Genomic DNA, 20212 nt, shown 5'->3' on the forward strand with positions numbered 1-20212 from the left:
TCCATGATTATCGAACATATTGATAACACAATCATTATAAGAGTGTAATTTGAGATAAGCACCAATTATCTTTCGTAGAGCGTCAAAGGAACATCGATCTTTTCTAATTATGGGTGTTACCTCATGTTGTCGCTTTAAAATCAATGAGTTCCCGAATAATTACCTAGAGGCTTTGTTGCTATGAAAGTAGTTGCTTTAGAGTTAATGGCAGCTCCGCTACGCCTAAGCGTTGTGCTGCCGTGAGCCCTTGCTTATCTTGGTAGCACAGATTGTGCCAAGCTCTAAATATGTCGAGCAATGGAAGAATGCCCCCAGGACGAAGCTTACGTCTGGGCTCATTAATAAAGCTATCAAATAACAACTGAAAGCGCTGTTGATAGAACTTAGTTTGTTGAATTGAGGCTGTGTTAAACCACTGTTTTGGTTCTGGATTGTTACCGGTTAGGTAGCAGATACCTTTCTGGTTATCACCCTGATTGGCAATAGCCCAGCGATCTCGCCACCAACTCATGTGAACGATGTCGATCTTTTCAAAACTTTGGTCGTCTTGCCAGCCTGAATCTTCTTCGACATACATGAGGTCAATATTTTGACTCTGAATGCGCGGCAAACATACACTTAAAGCGGCAGATCTTAGTAATGGATCTTGTGGCATATAGATGGCGACATGCTTGTCTTCGTTACACATATCCAACACATGTAAGAAGTGAGCATAAGAGGTATAAGGCGGTCGAATGAGAGCGCCTTTTGAAGGGTAACTAAATGTGGTGAGGTTACCCATAGGGTCCTCTACGTTACCTCTAGCAAGAATCACTTGGTACTGCTGTTCAATGCGCTCTTTTAGTTTGTCAGAGGGCTGAGGCAGTTCGAGATTTGCTTCTGAAGAGTGCTCTTTAGATACAAATCGTGCCACATCATCATAAGGGTTATGGTCGACGTTTCCTGATGGTTCTTCATTTTGAGAGTAGTTAACGTGTTGGCAAAGTATATAGCCAGAATGCGCCTCGCCCGTCGCTATCCACACCACACCGTTGTTACTTTGTGGTTGCAGACGCTGGTAGTGAGATGCGAACTCGTAATCTTTCGCATGGTTAACCCATCGTGCATCGATCATCGCTAATTTACGACGACAACGGCTCGCGATATGGTCAACATGATCATAGAAAGTCTTTGGGTTGATCTCTAATTTTCGGCAGATTTCACGTACGGAATAGCCCATGAACAGTAAGCCCATGAGGTTCTCTTGAAATTGGAGTTTTTTATTGGATCCAGACCATTTATCAACGAAGGTTGTTTGGCAGTCTTTGCATCGATAACGCTGCCTGTCGCCACTGTAGCCGAAGGCATGATAAAGATGTTTATGGGTATGAACCGATAAGCCGAAGTTATCGCAATCATCATTACGACAAGCAGGGAGCCCGTCGCTGTGAAGTTGTCTTAGGCGATGAAGTTCGCTTAACACTTCACGATTGTTAAGTAAGGGGGGGAAAGCTCCACATTCACGACAAACCATCGCTGGACGCTTAGGGTTCGCGTGTTGCAAAACATACCGTTTTGCATCGCTCAAGCCAAAGTTGTCACACGCCAATGTTTTACAAAAGTTGAGTTGCAAACCATCCGCATCTTTTGGCAGCTTGTCGTTAGACACGATCTCCCCCTCGGGATTATTTGAGCAGCCAAGCGAGCCTGGCTGCGGGGTAACGCTTTTCAATGTATCTTTTATCAAATCGTTAGATGTTGATTGCTGTCTCTAGAGCAACTTTCATCATGTCGTTGAAAGACTTTTGACGCTCTTCAGAACTTAGTTTTTCACCACGGATGATGTGGTCAGATACTGTTAGGATAGTTAGTGCTTTAGCACCAAGGTCTGCAGCAACGCCGTAGATACCAGCCGCTTCCATATCAACACCTAGGATGCCTAGCTTTTCCATTTTTTCGAAAAGGTCAGCTTCTGGAGTGTAGAAAAGGTCTGCAGAGAATACGTTACCAACTTTAACTGGAACTTCTTGTGCACGAGCTTGGTTTACTGCTTCTTCTAGAAGACCGAAATCAGCGATAGCAGCGAAGTCGTGGTTGTTGAAACGAATGCGGTTTACTTTTGAGTCAGTAGATGCACCCATGCCGATAACAACGTCCATTAGTTTAACGTCGTCACGTACCGCGCCACAGCTACCTACACGAATAACGTTTTTCACGCCGAACTCAGCGATTAGCTCGTGTACGTAGATGCAGCATGATGGGATACCCATACCGTGGCCCATTACAGAAACTTTCTTACCTTTGTAAGTGCCTGTGTAGCCAAACATGTTGCGAACGTCACAAACTTGCTTCACGTCATCAAGGAATGTTTCTGCAATGTATTTTGCGCGAAGCGGGTCGCCCGGCATAAGTACTGTTTCTGCGAAATCACCAGCTTGAGCATTAATATGAGGTGTAGCCATGGTCGTTCTCCAAAGTTTAAACGGTAATTATAGGAACAGGATTTAATCAATTACCGATTCTGTTGAATTGAATTCGTTTTGTTGAGGCAATATTAGCGAGTTAGAACGTGGCTCCATGAGACTTTAGTCACAAAATAGGTCTGCCATTATAGTTTTATTAATATTGATAACCAAATATGTTGAAAGCGTAAAGGCAATCGATTTTGTATGGGTAAATTGCAAGTGAATGAGAAGAAAAGGCTTACATATAAACTTGTTGCCTATTAGTTTCGAGACAACAATACGTTGTAGAGACGTTTGAGCAGAGATAATCTAAACTTTGATAAAAGACAAACCAAGGATTTGTATGTCGTATTGCGTTAACTCGACGCCTTTGCAGTCAATGAAAACACGACTCCACAGGGCGGCGTCGCTTGTTGTAAGAACTACTTTGCTTGCCAGCGGGATAGCTTCATCGTGGGTGTCTGCTGCAACCTTTGAATTGCCACCAACGGAAAGCCGCATTGTGGGCAGAATCCAGCAGCATGAAGTGGCGGCGGGCGAAACCTTGGCCATCATTGCCAAGCAATACGATATTGGTTTTCTCTCTTTAATGGCAGCCAACAAAGGGGTGGATCCTTTTCTTCCCGCGGAAGGCTATGTGTTAAGCATTCCAAGCCGCTTGATTTTGCCTGACACCCCAAGAAAGGGGATTGTCATCAATCTTGCTGAGTTAAGGTTGTATTACTTTGAGCCTGAGAAAAATCAGGTGCATGTTTTCCCTGTCGGCATCGGTCGAGTGGGGCGTGATACTCCCGAGATGATCACCAAGATAAGCCAAAAAAGACCGAATCCAACATGGACGCCACCAAATTCAATCCGCAACGAGTATCTTGAAAAGGGCATTGAATTACCGAGAGTGGTTCCTGCCGGGCCGGAAAATCCATTGGGAGAGTACGCTTTGAGGCTTGCTTATGGCGCTGGCGACTATTTGATCCATGGTACAAACAAAGATTTCGGGATAGGTTTACGAGTTAGCTCTGGTTGTATCCGAATGGAACCTAAAGACATTGAGTGGCTGTTTGAGCAAGTGAACCGTGGTGAACAGGTCACCATTATCAATGAGCCGATTAAGGTGTCATTAGAGCCTGATAGAAGTGTGTTTGTAGAAGCGCACGAGCCATTAACTCGAAGTGATGGTTCAAAGAAATCATTACAGATCCCTGTGGAACTAAAATGGTGGCTTGAAGACGCAGAACTGCCAAATTCAAAGGCGAAAGCGGTTATCTTTGCTCAAAACGGCGTACCTGTAGAGATAGCACCACCTGTGATTGAGTTTTAATTCGATTGCCTCTTCTGCAACAAGGGGCGGTTTTATCTTGTTTACTCGCATTAGTGTCACCCAAAAAAAGCACCACATCCGATAAGAAGTGGTGCTGTCTATATACTGCTTTTTGCGACTTATTTAATCTACAGCTTAATCGCGATTAGATCTCAAACTACTTAGTGTAAGACTCAGCGATGTTGTCGATGCGTTCGTTAGCACGATCCGCTTCTTCTTTCGCTGCCATAGCGGCTGCTTCTGCTTCTTGAGCCTTCATTTCTGCGGCTGCTTTGTCACTCTTAAGTGCTTCAACTTCGCTTGTAAGTTGAGCCACTTGGTTAGTTAGTTGATCCATTTCTGACACTGCAGCTTCTTCTGGTTCTGAAGAACAACCGGCTAAAATGAAAACTGATGCTGCAGCTGCGATTAACGTCTTATTCATAAGAACTCCTTGCTTATTTATCATCAAAAGATGCGCTATACATTCTTTATCATATAGTCGCTTCATTAATGATTGTAGCGACTAATTTTTTAACTGCAAAAACAATAACTAAAGAAATTGCTAAATTTTTGAGGTAATTAGCTAAGTATCACGTTGTGTCTCATTTATGAGATGAAGGATTTAGAGACGACTTGAAGGTGTTTTTGGAGAGCTATCCCTTTGCTAGCAATGCATACGTTGTTCTAGCTAAAGATAGATAAAGGGATAAATTTACTGTGATCTCTATCCTTATAAAGTACTTTCGCGGTATCATGTCACGTTAAATTAATTTTATTCAATACCATCATGACTGGAGAGTCCTTTGCACTTTAAAGATTTAGGCTTAGATAACCGCTTACTGAAGAACTTAAAACATTACGACTTCAAGAAGGCGACAGAGATCCAATCAAAAGCGATCCCTGTTGCTATTGCTGGTAAGGATCTATTGGCTTCATCAAAAACGGGATCAGGAAAAACATTGGCGTTTGTGTTGCCAATGATACATAAAGCATTAAAAACAAAAGCGTTTTCTGCTAAAGATCCTCGTGGTGTAATTTTGGCTCCTACTCGTGAGCTAGCGAAGCAAGTTTACGGCGAACTGCGTAGCATGCTTGGTGGTCTGTCTTATGAAGCGGCTCTTATCTTAGGTGGTGAGAACTTTAACGACCAAGTTAAAGCACTGCGTAAGTACCCTCGTTTTATCGTTGCGACTCCAGGCCGTCTTGCTGACCACCTAGAACATCGTTCATTGTTCCTAGATGGTGTTGAAACGCTAATCCTTGATGAAGCGGACCGTATGCTTGATCTGGGTTTCGCTCCAGAACTTCGTCGCATTGCCAATGCAGCTAAACACCGTCGTCGTCAAACGTTGATGTTCTCTGCAACGTTAGATCACGCTGAAGTAAATGGCATTGCAAATGAAATGCTAGACGCACCTAAGCGTATCTCTGTTGGTGTTTCTAACGAGCAACACTTAGATATCACACAGAAATTCTACTTATGTGATCACCTAGATCACAAAGAAGCGATTTTAGACCGTGTACTGGAAGAAGCTGAATACCGTCAGGTAATGATCTTCACAGCAACACGCGCTGATACTGACCGTTTAACAGATAAGTTGAACGAGAAGAAGCTTAAAGCGGTAGCACTGAGTGGTAACCTAAACCAAACGCAACGTAATGCTATTATGAGCCAGTTCGAGCGTGCGGTTTACAAGATCTTGGTAACTACCGATGTTGCTTCACGTGGTATTGATATTCCAAACGTGAGCCACGTTATCAACTTTGATATGCCTAAGCATACGGAAGAGTACGTGCACCGTGTAGGTCGTACTGGCCGTGCGGGTAACAAAGGCGATGCGATTTCTTTGGTTGGTCCAAAAGACTGGGACAGCTTCAAGCGTGTTGAACTTTACCTTCAACAAGATTTGACCTTCTCTGTACTTGAAGGCCTAAAAGGTAAATTCAAAGGCATTAAGCCACGTAAACCTGCGTTTGCTAAAGGCGGTCCTGCTAAGAAGAAGACCAACACTCAAGCGAAGAAAACGCCGAAGAAACCAGTTAAGCGCGATAAGAGCTTCCACCAGAATGTGGCAGTGGGTGATACCGTGTTTATCCCTAAGAAAAAAGTTGCGCCAAAAACTGACGACGAGTAATCAACAGCCAGCTAAAAGCGTTTGTTTGTAAAACTGACATAAATAAAAACCGCCATTATTAGGCGGTTTTTTTGTATCTGACTTTTGTGCCTAAGAGGTGCTGCCTCAGGTTACGGAGTTGCTCTAAAGGCTTTAGAAATCAAATGTTGAGAATGAAAAAGCTAGGATATGGTCGGCAATGTATTTGTGTGTGGCGGTGGTTGGGTGCGTCACGCCCCAGAATACATAACTGTCTGAACCATAGGTCGCACAATCATTAGTTAAGCTGTGGCTTCTTAAATAGTCCGCGGCTGAGCTTCGATTGATATTAAGACAAGCATCACTCGCGTTTCGAAAGCCATGTTGTTCTGGGTTATCGGTAATGCTGGCGAACAACGCACTTGCATCGAACAACACCACGTTTTTCCCTATACCTTGGTAATACTCGGCTTGAGCTTTGATGAACTGGTTGAATTCTAAGATCTTGCCACGAACTTTTATTATCTCTTGTTCGGTAGAGTATTTGAATTGAGGGGCTTTGGTTGCATCGGGTAAGGTGAACAGCAGGATATTGTTCGCACCAGATTCTGTTAAGCGGATCAGCGCGCTGCTAAAGTCAGCCTTTACATCGGCGACTTCTCGGTTGTAATTCATGAAGTCATTGAGGCCAAACTCTAAAGTAAACAGTGAGTTTTCCGGACGATAGTTTTTGGCGACTTTCATGTAGGTCAGATAAGAGGTGACTTGATCATAAACACCAGTCAATGCCACGTATTGGTTGGTACCTGCGGCGCCACCCACAGCCCAGTTATACAGAGGGACATCTTTCGCTTTTGCTAAATACTCCGTCCAGACTAAACCATTCGAAAAGTGCCCTAAAAACCACGAATCTGCGTTCGGAAAAACCCATTGTGAGCCATTAAATAGATTACCAGTGTCGGACAGGCTATCACCAAAGGTGACAATACGATTGATGCTACTGGCTTGAAAAGCGTTGTCGTTGGTCCAGATTGAGTGGTTGTAAGAGAAGCGATTATCTGCGGCAAAGTAGGTGATGTCAGCGGCGTCATGTTGGATGTCGAGCGTCTGTTCGCAACGTTGTTTAATTTCCGATTGCGGGGCATCGCTGTAGAACATGTTTTTGAATGAAACGGAAGACCACCAATATCCGTTGATCGTGTAGTAATCACCATTCTCTTTCTTTGCCCACTTCCAGTCGGTGGCTGGGGAGTCATGAGAGGCATCGGTTCGATACCAACATCTAACATATGAATAGGTCTCTGAGCCTTGTGCACTGAGTACTTGTGCAGATGTAATCGATTCAGGTGTTGGTATTGAGTCTTCAGCGGCATAAGCGCCAAAAGGCAGGGCTAACGTGAGTATTAAAGCCGTATTTTTCATCACTGTATTCTCTTTTATATTTAGATGAGCCAAACAGAAACGCTGTTGCTTGTTGCTTGTTGCTTGTTTCTTGTTTCTTGATAAGTGGATAACTGGTACGACCTATATCTAAAATCAATAATTAGCGTCAATACATTCAGGGTTGTGGTGTGTCGTTAATGGAATAAGCATCAAGTTATCAACGAGTTTTGGTTGAAAAATACCTGTTTCCAAACGGTTATTTGTCGAATAATTTTGGTTTATTGAGAATGTTGAATTGATATTTGAGTCGGGATATTGAAAGAACAATCTCATCAACCTTAGTTAAATGTTAATTTAATCAATTTCTTATATTTTTGTTTTTCTCTTGATTCTGTTTGCCTGATGTTCATCGCACCTGTTTAATTCAAGTTCGCCATCACAAATATGAAGTCGTTACTTTCTGTTTTATAAAATCATCATCTACGGTCCTTTTACTCATCAGAGGTCTAATCTGTTTAAGGAAAGAGCATTGAAAAAGATATTAATTTGGACGATAGCCTGCCTATCCAGTTTTGGCGTATATGCCGGAACGAGCGCATCAGCATTAGAAGCCAGCGGATACACTGAAACGAAATACCCCATTATGTTGGTACATGGTCTGTTTGGTTTCGATACATTAGCGGGCGTTGACTATTTCTATGGCGTACCTGAATCCCTAACCAAAGATGGCGCGAACGTATATGTCGCTCAGGTCTCTGCAACCAACAGTTCAGAGGTCCGTGGTGAACAGTTACTCAGCCAAGTTGAAACGCTGTTAGCTGCAACAGGAACAAGTAAGGTGAATCTGGTTGGTCATAGCCACGGTGGGCCTACGGCTCGTTATGTTGCGTCAGTTCGACCTGATCTTGTTGCTTCAGTGACCAGTATTGGCGGTGTGCATAAAGGTTCTAAGGTCGCTGATCTCGTTCGAGGGAACGTATCTGAAGGCTCTGTCACAGAAGGTATCGCGGTTAAATTAGCAGGTGGATTAACGACACTGATTAACCTTTTATCTGGTGGAACGGATCTCGACCAAGACGGCCTCGCTTCTGTTGAAGCATTGACCACAGAAGGCTCGCTAGCCTTCAACCAGTTTTACCCTGAGGGCGTTCCGACGTCTGAGTGTGGCGATGGTGAGTGGCAAGCAAGTAACGGCGTTTATTACTATTCATGGACAGGGTCTTCCACTTTTACCAACCTTCTTGATCCTACCGACGGAGCGATGACAATCCTAGGCTTAGCCTTCAACGAACCTAATGATGGCTTAGTAGGAGCATGCAGCGCGCATTTGGGCAAAGTGATTGGTGATGATTACAAAATGAACCACCTAGATGAGATTAATGGGTTATTGGGAATTCACCACTTGTTTGAGACAGATCCTGTAACTCTATATCGTCAGCATGCCAATCGATTGAAGTTGGCTGGCTTGTAGTCTGCAAAGCCGTTTAATAAGAAAACAAGGGAAGTATGATGAAAAAGACCGCCATTTTGTCGATAACCACGATAGCCCTGATGAGCACAGCGGCGGTCTTTTTATATCTAAATAATCAAGATACACATACTGACGACGAACAACGCGTCTCCTCATTGAAAGTCACCTCTCAGCAAGATACCGACATCGATAACGCATCAGCAAAAGACATGATGGAATATTTCGTGTCAGGTAATACAGAATTAACCCTTGAAGATATTCGAGACAACGTGGCGAAACACCACGAACAATCATCAACAACCGTGGTTGATGAAGCACTGTTTGCCAAATATCTTGAGTATAAGTCGGCACTGACATCGTTGGACGTGCAGTTCGGTACCACATCCATTTCCGCTGATGATCTACGTGCACTCAATCAAGCGCTCCTTGACCTCCAAGCTCAGTTTTTCAGTGAGAGCGAGATAAGTATTCTGTTTACGCACGACAACAGAATGAGAGAAATCGCCTTAGAAAAGTTACTTCTGAAACAGGAGGGATTAGAGGATGAAGAATACCAACAAAGACTCGAATCCTATCTATCTGAGCAACCTGATTATGTTCAGTCGAGTCACCAGAATCAGGTGTTACTCCAACAGCTCTCTAGCTCTGAAGGTCTCGATGAACAGGGTAAATACTTAAAGAGAAGCGAACTTGTCGGTGAAGAAGCAACCCAGAGACTTGAAGCACTTGATAAACAAAGAGCGGCCTTTGAAGACTCGTTAGAGGTCTACTTCGCAGAACGAAATGATGTCTTGAAAGATTCATTCCTATCAAAAACCGAACAACAAGAGAAGATTGCGCAACTTAGGACTGAACATTTCCTACCAGAACAGCTTAGAAGGGTAGAAGCGATTGAAAGAATTCGAGCGGCTGAATCTCGTCAGTAGTGTCTAAAAGCGAAAAACCAGCCATGATGGCTGGCTTTTTGTTTATCGGCGAGTTCTAAAGAGCATACAGCCTGAATCTGTTTGCCTTGAACTTCGTACCTTGAAGCCTATACCTTAAAGTAATCCAACTGCTGCTTCTGTTGTTCTGCTAGGTTAGAAAGCTCGTGGCTTGCTGCAGCGGCTTGAGTAATGCCGGTAACGTTTTGGCTTACTAGGCTGTAGATGTTTGAGATGTTACGGTTGATGTCTGAGGTTACTTGGCTTTGCTCTTCGGCGGCAGAGGCAACCTGAGTGTTAATCTCAGTCATGTCCGTTACCGAGTTAGCAATGCCTGAAAGCGCCGCGCTTACTTCACCTGCAAGAGTTTGGTTGTGTTCCAGCATAGATAATGAGCTGCTCATGCTTTCATTCGCGTTACCGGATTGAACCTGCAAACCTTCTATGATGGTTTGGATCTCTTTGGTTGAATCTTGTGTACGTGCCGCTAGCATTCGAACTTCATCAGCAACCACTGCGAAACCACGACCGCTTTCACCTGCACGAGCGGCTTCGATTGCTGCGTTAAGCGCCAGCAGGTTAGTTTGTTCAGAGATACTTTGAATTACCTCAATCACTTTACCAATCTGTTCAGAGTGCTCTTTTAGCGTGCCCACAACATTTGCGGCTTCGCTTAGCTGAATCGCCATCTGTTCGTTAGCTTTGTTGCTTTCATTAAACAAGCTCATGCTGTGTGTCGCCATTTCGTCAGCTTGCTTAGACGCTGAGTCGGCTTGTACTGCGTTCTCATTAACGTGTGCTGCTGTGCTTTCCAATTGGTTCACAGCAGAAGCAACTTGCTCCACCTCTTGCTTCTCTTGGTCTGAGTTAACGCTGGACTGTGTCATTACAGCCGCTAGCTCTGTCGACGCAGAAGCCACTTCGATACTGATTCGAGACAGCGAGCTTACCGTGTCACGCAGCTGTTCAACAGACTGGTTTACGTCTTGCGCTAGGCGTGAGATTTCGTTGTCGCCATACTCTTCTGCTTTAACTAACAAGTTACCTTTTGCTACTTCCCGCATCGTTTCTTGAATGTTGCTGATCGGCTTAACAATGATGCCAGCCAGCGTCCAACTGATAATTAGAGCTACAGATAGGATCACTAGAAGCGCAATGGTTGCGGTATCGAGTGTGCTGGTGTGTTGCTGACCATTGATGTCGACTTCTTGAGTCGCAAGCAGATTCAACTTTTTAGAAAGCGTGTTGATCGCTTGCACCATGTCATTACCCGCGTGTCGGTATTGGTCGATTGCGATCTGGTAGCGGTTTTCAAAATCTGAAGAGAGTGATGTATCGCCGTGTTTCGCTCTTAATAGAGGAAGCATGGTGGTGCGAGAAAAGTCGACATAGTGATTCATCGCTTTGTTCATCGCGGCCACTTCATCTTGCATGCCTGGCACTGTGTCTAATGAATTCAGTAGGCGAGTATTTTGGTCGCGTTTTTGGTTTAGTGTTTCAACCAGTGTTTTTACGTCATCAGCATTGAATAGACTGTAAATCGCTTTGATGCGCATGCCATAGCTGTTGTCGACGATTTCGCTTAGTTCTTCTTTATGTAAGATTAATTGGTCGGTCGCTACTGATACATCTTTGAATGCACTTTCTAGCTTTTCACTACCGATAATGACACCGGCTAAAAGTAAAACGACGGAAAATAGTACGGGTATAAGAATTTGTATTTTGATTGATAAGCCACTGAGAAGTTGGCGCATGTAATGTCCTTCTTTGAATAAAATAAAAAGATGAGAATTATTATTATTAGAATTAGTTGGCGATTCTAACTAATGAGACTGACAATTCAATCAGTAAAGGCTTTGATTTCGTTATATGCGATAGGTATTTGATATAGATGGTTGTTTATTGTTCTAAATGGCGATAAAGGTGGATCTTTTTATCCATCGTGTTAGGGCTACTTGATTGATAAATAGAGAAATATATTGGTTAGTATTCGATATAAATAGGGAAGGAAATCTAGCTTTTTGGTGCTCAAACGATGGTGAGACCTGCATTCACTAACTGCATCTGATGGGGGCGCGACTATCAATTCATCGAGTAGGAGAGAAATTAGCCATTAATTTGTAGTTGTCATATAGGCTTCAATTAAGTGAAACACAACTGTCACATTCGGATTCTAAAGTAGGCCTCGTTCAAGCAAAACATTACGGCAATAACGCCACTAAAGGAAATTTGTGATGAAAAAGACAGTTATCGGTGCAATCGCACTACTAGGCGCTCTAACAGTGAATACAGCTTCAGCTAAAGAAACTATCTCTGTAGTTGGCTCTAACAGTGCTTCTCCACTGGTTGAAGTTTTTGCAGAAACCTACATGAATAAAGGCGAACCAGTGTTCATCGAAATTCAAGCACCAGGTTCTTCTGCAGGCATCAAAGCAGCAAAAAATGGAAGTGCTGACCTTGGTATCTCTTCTCGTGACCTAAAAGAAGAAGAGAAAACAGCTGACCTGAAAGAGCTAGTTATCGCTCGTGACGGTATCGCAGTTGTTGTTAACCCGAACAACGAAGTATCTGCTCTTACTGCTGAGCAAATCACTTCAATCTACAAAGGCGACATCACTAACTGGAAAGATGTTGGCGGTGCTGACAAGCCAATCGTAGCAATCACTCGTGATACTGCATCAGGTACACGTGGTGCATTCGAAGACATCATGAAGCTTAAGAAGAAGATTGGCGATAAGAAAGTATCGGCTATCTCTCAACGTGCACAAGTTGCAAACGGTAACGGCGCACTTAAAGTTTCTGTAGCAAGCAACCCATACGCTATCGGCTTTATCTCTCTAGGTACAGTTGACGAATCTGTTCAAGCTCTAACTATCGACGGCGCTGCTGCGACTGTAGACAACGTTAAGAACGGTTCTTACAAAGTTGCTCGTCCATTCCTAGTTCTTTACAAAGCAGGCGCTCCAACAGCTGAAACTCAACAATTCCTAGATTGGATGGTTGCAGATGAAGCTCAAGCTATCGCTGGTAAGAAAGGCTACATCACAGTTAACTAATCTTAACTGACTCAATCTTAATTATTGCTCAGCCTGCTTTAGGCTGAGCCTTTTCTTTCAACTTTGTTTATTTCGAGCTCTTATTGAGCCACAAAGTTTGAGATTTTATATATGACCATCGCAAATAGTGAAAAGCTTATGAATACTGAAGCGACTCAAATCAACAAGCCAAGTCTACGTGCTAAGAAGCGCATCGACTGGAGAGAAAGAATCTTCCACGGCTTGTTCTTATCGAGTGCTGTAATCGGCATCGTATCACTAGCCGTTATCGCTTACTTTATCGTTGCAGAGAGTATCCCTGCATTCCAAGAGGCCGGTGTTTCTGGCATCGTTCTGGGTGTTGACTGGTTACCTCCAGCTCTATTCGGTGTTGCAACTATGATTGTTGCATCGATTGTTTCGACACTTGGAGCTGTAGTTGTTGGTGTACCGGTAGGTGTATTAACCGCTATTTTTATTGCTGAGATTGCTCCCAAGCGTCTTGCAGATATTATTCGACCAGCAGTTGAGCTTCTAGCGGGTATCCCGTCGGTAGTTTACGGCTTCTTCGGTCTAGTAATTATCGTTCCAATGATTCAGAACATTTTCCAAGTACCAGCAGGTAACACTATCCTGGCGGGTATCATTGTTCTGGGTATCATGATTCTTCCTACCGTTATAACGGTTTCTGAAACTTCGATTCGTGCTGTACCTCGTACATACAAAGAAGGTTCACTTGCACTGGGTGCTTCGAAAATCTACACGATTTTTAAGCTACTTGTTCCGGCTGCACGTTCAGGCATTATGACTGGTGTGATTTTGGGTATCGGTCGCGCACTTGGCGAAACGATGGCAATCATCATGGTGATGGGTAACGCGCCAGCAATGCCAGAAGGTATTTTGGACTCTGCACGTACGCTAACAGCAAACATTGCAATTGAAATGTCTTACGCAAGTGGCGTTCACGCTAACGCACTGTACGCAACAGGTGTTGTACTTCTAGTGTTCATCATGATGTTAAATGGTGCTCTACTTTATCTTAACCGTGAAAAAGCGAAGTAGGCGAGGATAAGTAATATGGATCGCGTAAAACTAAAACAAGCACGTCAAACCAAAGATAACATCCTAAAAGGTTTTATCTGGGCAGCTGCAGCTGTAACCGTTGGTTTCTTATTCTGGATTATTTGGTACATCCTATCGAACGGTCTGCAATATGTAGATTGGAACTTCATCACTGACGATTACACTCGTACTGGTGAAGAGCGTGGTATTTTTCCAATGATCATTGCCACGATCTACATGGTAATTGCATCGATTGCGGTAGCCGCACCACTAGGCATCATGACGGCGATATACTTAACTGAATATGCGAAAGTAGGTAGCCGATTGGTGAAAGTGATTCGATTCTGTACTGAGTCGCTAGCTGGTATCCCATCGATCATCTTTGGTCTGTTCGGTATGACCTTCTTTGTTTCGATTCTTGGTCTTGGCTTCTCGATTCTGTCGGGTGCACTAACGCTAAGTATCCTGATTCTTCCTGTAATCATTCGTACTACAGAAGAAGCATTGATGGCAGTGCCACAAACTTACCGCGAAGGCTCATACGGCCTTGGCGCTTCAAAAATCTACACTATCTGGCGTTTGATCTTACCAAGCGCAATGCCAGGTATCTTAACTTCGGTCATTCTTAGTATTGGTCGTGTAATTGGCGAATCAGCACCTGTATTTTTAACAGCAGGTATGGTGGCACGTGTTCCTGAGTCGGTATTCGATTCTGGCCGTACACTAACGGTTCACCTATATAAGCTGACAACAGAGCTATTTACTATCGATGAGTGGAACCAAGCCTACGGCACGGCGACAGTCCTAATCGTACTGGTTCTCTTGATCAACATGGTTACAAAACTGATTGCGAGACGCTTCAACACGGCAACTTACTAAGCTCATTAGCTGGCTCATAAATAAAGCGAGCCCCCGTGATAAAGAAAGCATCAAGTTAGACACGAATTTAAGAATTTAGAGATTACGAACATGAATAAATTTGATATTGAGAACCTAGATCTGTTTTACGGCGACAACCAAGCGCTTAAATCTATCAACCTGCCAATTCCAACTCGCCAGGTTACTGCTCTGATTGGCCCGTCTGGCTGTGGTAAATCAACACTATTGCGTTGTTTGAACCGCATGAATGACCTAATTGAAGGCGTTACGATTAAGGGTAAGCTGGATATGGATGGCACTGACATCTACGGTAATATCGATGTCGCTGACCTACGTATCCGCGTAGGCATGGTATTCCAAAAGCCAAACCCGTTCCCAATGAGCATCTACGAGAACGTGGCATACGGCCTACGTGCTCAAGGTATCAAAGACAAAAAACACATCGATGAAGTGGTTGAGCGCTCGCTACGCAGTGCTGCACTGTGGGATGAAGTAAAAGACCGTCTTAAAGCGCATGCATTTGGTCTGTCTGGTGGTCAACAACAGCGTCTATGTATCGCACGTACCATTGCAATGGAACCAGATGTAATCCTGATGGATGAACCAACATCGGCTCTAGACCCAATCGCGACACACAAGATTGAAGAATTGATGGAAGATCTGAAGAAAGACTTCACTATCGTTATCGTAACGCACTCAATGCAGCAAGCGCGTCGTATCTCAGACCGCACGGCTTTCTTCCTAATGGGAGAGCTTGTAGAGCATAACGAAACCAGCGTTATCTTCAGTGAACCAAAAGATGATCGTACTAAAGGTTACGTAAACGGTGACTTCGGTTAATCGACGATTTACGTGTGGTATTTAAGCGATTAGATACCTTTACACACTAACTGAAACGCAGGTTAGATAATCAAATAGAACAACAGAATTATCACTATAACTATAAGCGATGGAAGTTTTGCCCCACTATAGGTGGGGCTTTTTTATGTGTCTAAAAAATCCCCAATGTCGATGTGATTTTGGGCAGAGAATCCCATTTTTGTCGTCCTTCTCATGCTTGTGATAATGTTAAAGGTGAAACTGCGACCCGCTTAACATCTCATTTTCACTTACATTGATTGCATATCAAGCCTTCTGTATTTTTGCTTTATTCTTAATCGCCAATGGAAGGAAGCTGTGCCTGTTAAAGCCTTTGCAAAACAAATATCTGCGACACGCGACCATCGTCTGTTGGCTGAGTCTCTTTTTGACTATCTGGTTAAGGTACTTACTCCAAAAGGGATAGGAATATTTGCTGAACCGACGCCGGAGAGCGACGCATTACCGCTTTTTTCTTATGGCGACCTAACCTCATTGGCGAGCTACCCCTCTACATTTTGGCCGTGGGTCTCACAGTTTGATACCGCAGACGGGGTTTTGCCAATGGCTATCAACACCTGCAAGTGGGAACACATGAAAGTGCTTGGTGGGGAGTCGTTTATCATGATGCTCGACAACGCACCTGCCTCCAGAACTTATTTAATTGTTCAAAATTGCAATGCTGAGAAGGTTAATCAAACCTTTGACCAAGATCTTGATGTGTTACAGCTCGCGGCTGCCCGTTGGCAATGTATTCGTGCCGAAAAGAACGCGGCGCTAGAAATCAAACACAGAGACAAACGTGAAGCTCAATACTTAGATGAGATAAAGTTACGTGAGCTGTTTGTAGAGAACATGAAGCTGGTTCATCAGGTCGCGCTTGAGCTTTCTAACCCTGAGTCACTCGATGCTTTGTATAAAGCATCGGTTGAGGCTGTGCGAGACAGGTTAGGGTTTGATCGTGCGATCTTCATGTTGCTTGATATGAAAAAGCGTTGTTTCAGCGGAACTTATGGCACTGACGAAGCGGGTAAAACCAACAGTGAACACCACACTCAATACGATTTGCACCAACTTGAAGCGGAATACATTGAAGCGCTGTCTGACAACCACACCAACTTAGTCATTATTGAACAAGCGCCACTCTACACCGAAGGCAAGGTGGTGGGGCAGGGCTGGAATGGGATGCTTATCTTGCGTGAAGGGGATAAACCGGTCGGCTGGATTGCGATGGATAACTACATCCACCGTTCACCCATTACCAATTATCAAAAGCAGATGCTTGAGTCCTTCGGCTCGCTGCTCTCTCAGATATACATTCGTAAACGCCAAGAGCAGAACATACGCATGCTGCACTCGAGCATGGTGGAGTTGTCTCGCTGCGACAGTGTTAGTGAGGTGTGTAAGTCTGCGGTTAGCTTTGCTATTCAACACCTAGGCATCGACCGATTGGCAGTTTTCCTGACGGATAAGAATTGCAGCTACATGCAAGGTACTTGGGGCACTGACATCAAAGGCGATATTGTCGATGAGTCCTATTATCGCTCTGAGCTGGTGGAACGTGACATTGTAGCCGCAGCTCGTGCTTGCCCTAATCAAGTTGCCTTTGAAGAATCAGTTCCTATCTATCACGATTTCAATATTGTGGGAGTCGGTTGGACGGCAATGACCATGCTCACCACCAATACGGGTGAGCCGATTGCGTTTATCGCTGCTGATAACCTATTAACTCGCAGTCCTTTAACCTCACAGCTTCGTGAGGTAATACGTATCTTTGCTTCGAGCCTTGCTGAGGTGCTGCAAAGAACCATGGCTCAAGAAGAACTGAAAAAGCTCAATGAAACATTGGAGCAAGAAGTCAGTAAGCGCACTCAAGAGCTTGAAAGAGCCAATGAACAGTTAGACATCATTTCTAAGCTAGACCCACTGACGCGCCTTGGAAACCGCCGTATGTTGTCGCAGGTTCTAGAAGACTTGAACGGTGACGATCAAGGTGCCTTTGCCTTACAGAACGAAATTACATTTGGCTTGATTCTTGTCGACCTCGACCACTTTGGTTTGTACAACAGTGTCTATGGTCATACTGAAGGGGATGCGGCTCTGAGGACGGTAGGTGAGATACTGAATGCCCATGTTCACAATGATAAAGAAACCTTCTGCCGGATTGGCGGAGAGGAGTTTATGTTGTTGATGATCGGCACCCATCACTCTGAGACCAAGCGGCGAGCAGAGTCGATCAGAAAATGCATTGAAGAGGCGAAGATCCTCCATTGTGAAAGCAGCACTAGTCAGTATTTAACTGCGTCTGTCGGGTATGCATCGATAACTTCTGATCAGCACCAGTTTGACTTCGACCTACTGTATGGCAAGGCAGATAAAGCCTTGTATCAAGCCAAAGACTCTGGGAGAAATCGAATCGTTTCTGCCTTAAAACGTAAAAAAGTCACAGCCTCTCTTTCTTAAAATAAAGGCCGTTGATCTCAAGATGATCAACGGCCTTTGTGTTTTACTGTTCTTGATGAACAGCGTCGACTAAAGATTTTCTAGCGAACTATTATGCTTTTTACTCGCAACTCTCTTGGGCTTCTTCACCGTTTTGATTGCCAGCTCAGGGCTCCATGTTTGGGCTGGTGAACCGGCTTCACCATAAAGGCTTTGGTTTAGCTTGGTGAGTTCGGCTTCAACGGTTTGTAACGTCTCATCACTTAGATCTGTATTTTCAGATTTCCATTGCTCAAATAAGGTTCTGGTCATCACGCCATCTTTCGTTCTTAGAGCTTCAATAAGCGCTTCTGCGGTATCTGATTGACGTTCAACAGTGTGTGTTGGTTTTGTCGTTACACCGCGGCGTGACCAGAAGTAGAATGCCAATGCTGAGCTGATTAGCCACAAAGCTGCAAATAGGGCGGTGAGATAAGGCCAGATCCCTGGGCTATCCACAGTAACAACCGTCGGGCTTACTTGTTGGGCGGGCGTAGCAGTAACTGGTGGAGTGCTTGACGCTGCGCGATCACTTGCTTTTACCGCTAACTCTAGCCCCTGCGCTTTGCTGGTTTGTTCTGATTGCAAATCGGTGTTAAACCAAGCTTGAGACACATCAGGAAGCGAGATATTTCCAGCCTCTTTCGGAATCAAGACTTGCTTGTAAACAACGACAGCATCACCTGACTGAGTTGTGCCAAATCGCGGCTTCTCTTCATAAACACGTACCGAATTAGGGTAGGTGATATTCAGTTTTGGCAGTTGGTGTTGCGTTAAGTTGCTAGCCGTCATGGTGATGGTACGAGTTAACGAGTCACCCGCTTCCATTTCAATGGTTGGGTTGTCGCCTTCTAAACCATTACTATTTCCCAGTTGATTGCCTTGGCTATCGGACCATTGTTGAATCAGTTTGAAGTTTGATGTTGGTAACCACTCACCTTGGTAGCCTTTTGGTACGTCCTTCACAGTTACATCTAAGATTTCAACGGGCGTGTCGAGCTGGAAAAGGCGCGTTTTGCTTGAGTTGTTGGTTGAGTAAACAACGGCTCCAGTCAGCTTCGGTCCGTTAAGCTTAAATTGACCTGCTTTTTGTGACGAGATACGGAATGACTGTTGAACTACCGTCACCTCCTTTCCATTGAGAACGTCTTGAAATTGCTTCGATTCCCCAATAGGTTCCACATCTAAGCCTGAAGAGCTCGGTGGCGCTATTTTAGGATCTTGCAGCCTTCTTGGGTCAGCTTTGATGATGAGTTTTACATCAAGCTCAGCCACTTCTTCTGGGTACAGCGAGTTCTTGCTGAGATTAAGCTGGAACTCTGCCATATCATGTTGAGTTGGAGCGGCTTTGTTAATTGCAACATTGATGGTGATAGGCTTGGTTTTTGCCCCTTCAATATCAAAACTCGGGATTTGCAACTTACCCAAACGCAGTGGAGCAAGGCTAATGTTCCATTCACTTGATACCGAACGGCTGCCATTGACGATTCGCATCGACGACCCAAAGTTTGGTGTGCCAACATAGAAATCCTGCTGGAGCGCTGTTAGATCTAGAGCATCAGAGGAGACCTTTTCATCGGTTGCAACTCTAAGAAGGAACACTTCATCTTTGGTGACACTGTTATGTGAAACGCTCGCCACGGCGTTTGCAGCCAATACTGAGAAGGACGAGAAAGCTCCCAACAACAATGTTAGGAGTACGGATAAAAATGGCTTGTTTAAAAATCGCATGGTTACCACTTTTTGTTCTGGTTGTTAGGAGCACTTTTTTGTCGTGCTTGTAAAATCATTTGCGCTTTAAGCAGTTGGCTCGGGTCACGGGCGCTTTCTACTTGCTCAAGTTTTCGCATGTCAGGGTCGCTCGACAGAGGTTGATCTGAGGTTTGTGCTACAGCTTGCTGACTACTTTGCTCACCATCTTCTTTTGAAGCTTGTTGTGCGCTAGCACTTTGAGGTGTAGCGCCTTCTTGGTCACTCTGTTTCGGCTGATCACTGTTACTTTGTTGCGTGGCTTGCTTGTCGTCTTGTTTAGACTTTTCAGAGTCAGAGTGATTTTCAGGTTGGCCTTGAGATGAGTTTTGGTCTTGGCTACCGCGTTGATCTTGGTTACTGCTTTGATCTTGCGACTTGCCACTGGAGCTTTGTTGTTGATCCTGAGAGCTTTGCGAAGAATCATTTTGCTGACCTTGCTGACCTTGCTGACCTTGCTGACCTTGCTGACCTTGCTGATTTTGGTCATTCTGGTCTTTGGAGTCAGAATCGCCTTGCTGTTGCTGTTGCTGT

15 protein-coding genes and 1 pseudogene are annotated in these 20212 nt (G+C 44.3%); 9 read left to right on the forward strand and 7 right to left on the reverse strand.

Annotated elements, in window-relative coordinates:
* Positions 1–178 precede the first annotated feature (178 nt).
* Entirely contained in the window at positions 179–1648 is a 1470-nt protein-coding gene (locus AB4493_RS19445; RefSeq protein ID WP_017064249.1) for a lactate dehydrogenase, read from the reverse strand.
* A gap of 82 nt (positions 1649–1730) precedes the next feature.
* The gene (deoD, locus tag AB4493_RS19450; RefSeq protein ID WP_017061880.1) at positions 1731–2441 is read right to left on the reverse strand and encodes a purine-nucleoside phosphorylase; all 711 of its coding nucleotides are present in this window, start codon (positions 2439–2441) and stop codon (positions 1731–1733) included.
* 346 nt (positions 2442–2787) lie between these two features.
* On the opposite strand from deoD, the gene AB4493_RS19455 reads away from it, so the two are divergent.
* On the forward strand, positions 2788–3762 hold the full coding sequence (locus AB4493_RS19455; RefSeq protein WP_029235199.1) for a L,D-transpeptidase family protein: 975 nt from the start codon (positions 2788–2790) through the stop codon (positions 3760–3762).
* A 157-nt stretch (positions 3763–3919) separates the two neighbouring features.
* Here AB4493_RS19455 and AB4493_RS19460 read toward each other — a convergent pair whose 3' ends face one another.
* Positions 3920–4186, reverse strand: a complete 267-nt coding sequence (locus AB4493_RS19460; protein ID WP_017061882.1) for an Lpp/OprI family alanine-zipper lipoprotein — start codon at positions 4184–4186, stop codon at positions 3920–3922.
* 361 nt (positions 4187–4547) lie between these two features.
* On the opposite strand from AB4493_RS19460, the gene AB4493_RS19465 reads away from it, so the two are divergent.
* Positions 4548–5879 carry a DEAD/DEAH box helicase gene (locus tag AB4493_RS19465; RefSeq protein ID WP_048609810.1) on the forward strand — a complete coding sequence of 444 codons (1332 nt, stop codon included), beginning with the start codon at positions 4548–4550 and terminating at the stop codon, positions 5877–5879.
* Between the two features lie 132 nt (positions 5880–6011).
* Here the strand turns inward: AB4493_RS19465 and AB4493_RS19470 are convergent, their stop codons facing one another.
* On the reverse strand, positions 6012–7259 hold the full coding sequence (locus AB4493_RS19470) for an SGNH/GDSL hydrolase family protein (RefSeq protein ID WP_372155636.1): 1248 nt from the start codon (positions 7257–7259) through the stop codon (positions 6012–6014).
* Between the two features lie 490 nt (positions 7260–7749).
* On the opposite strand from AB4493_RS19470, the gene AB4493_RS19475 reads away from it, so the two are divergent.
* The gene (locus AB4493_RS19475) at positions 7750–8691 is read left to right on the forward strand and encodes a lipase family alpha/beta hydrolase (RefSeq protein WP_372123353.1); all 942 of its coding nucleotides are present in this window, start codon (positions 7750–7752) and stop codon (positions 8689–8691) included.
* A gap of 38 nt (positions 8692–8729) precedes the next feature.
* Positions 8730–9617 carry a lipase secretion chaperone gene (locus AB4493_RS19480; RefSeq protein WP_065583797.1) on the forward strand — a complete coding sequence of 296 codons (888 nt, stop codon included), beginning with the start codon at positions 8730–8732 and terminating at the stop codon, positions 9615–9617.
* Between the two features lie 107 nt (positions 9618–9724).
* On the opposite strand, the gene AB4493_RS19485 is transcribed toward AB4493_RS19480, so the two are convergent.
* Positions 9725–11368 carry a methyl-accepting chemotaxis protein gene (locus AB4493_RS19485; protein ID WP_372155634.1) on the reverse strand — a complete coding sequence of 548 codons (1644 nt, stop codon included), beginning with the start codon at positions 11366–11368 and terminating at the stop codon, positions 9725–9727.
* 480 nt (positions 11369–11848) lie between these two features.
* Between AB4493_RS19485 and AB4493_RS19490 the strand changes: the two genes are divergently transcribed.
* The 5 genes from AB4493_RS19490 (at position 11849) to AB4493_RS19510 (ending at position 17911) form a co-directional block, all read left to right on the forward strand.
* Complete coding sequence (locus AB4493_RS19490; RefSeq protein ID WP_017064254.1) at positions 11849–12670, forward strand: phosphate ABC transporter substrate-binding protein; 822 nt, start codon at positions 11849–11851, stop codon at positions 12668–12670.
* 111 nt (positions 12671–12781) lie between these two features.
* Complete coding sequence (gene pstC / locus AB4493_RS19495) at positions 12782–13711, forward strand: phosphate ABC transporter permease subunit PstC (RefSeq protein ID WP_019822958.1); 930 nt, start codon at positions 12782–12784, stop codon at positions 13709–13711.
* Positions 13712–13726: 15 nt separating this feature from the next.
* Positions 13727–14590, forward strand: coding sequence for a phosphate ABC transporter permease PstA (pstA, locus tag AB4493_RS19500; protein WP_017064256.1), 864 nt, complete (start codon positions 13727–13729; stop codon positions 14588–14590).
* Between the two features lie 90 nt (positions 14591–14680).
* Positions 14681–15430, forward strand: a complete 750-nt coding sequence (gene pstB, locus AB4493_RS19505) for a phosphate ABC transporter ATP-binding protein PstB (protein WP_004737715.1) — start codon at positions 14681–14683, stop codon at positions 15428–15430.
* Between the two features lie 336 nt (positions 15431–15766).
* Entirely contained in the window at positions 15767–17911 is a 2145-nt protein-coding gene (locus AB4493_RS19510) for a GGDEF domain-containing protein (RefSeq protein ID WP_372155635.1), read from the forward strand.
* Positions 17912–17980: 69 nt separating this feature from the next.
* Here AB4493_RS19510 and AB4493_RS19515 read toward each other — a convergent pair whose 3' ends face one another.
* Positions 17981–19660 carry a BatD family protein gene (locus tag AB4493_RS19515; RefSeq protein WP_372148030.1) on the reverse strand — a complete coding sequence of 560 codons (1680 nt, stop codon included), beginning with the start codon at positions 19658–19660 and terminating at the stop codon, positions 17981–17983.
* Positions 19661–19662: 2 nt separating this feature from the next.
* Positions 19663–20212 (reverse strand): annotated as a pseudogene (locus AB4493_RS19520) (hypothetical protein); the annotation flags it as partial.

It is taken from the genome of Vibrio sp. 10N.222.55.A1, assembly GCF_041473835.1.
In the GTDB taxonomy this organism is placed as follows: domain Bacteria; phylum Pseudomonadota; class Gammaproteobacteria; order Enterobacterales; family Vibrionaceae; genus Vibrio; species Vibrio crassostreae_C.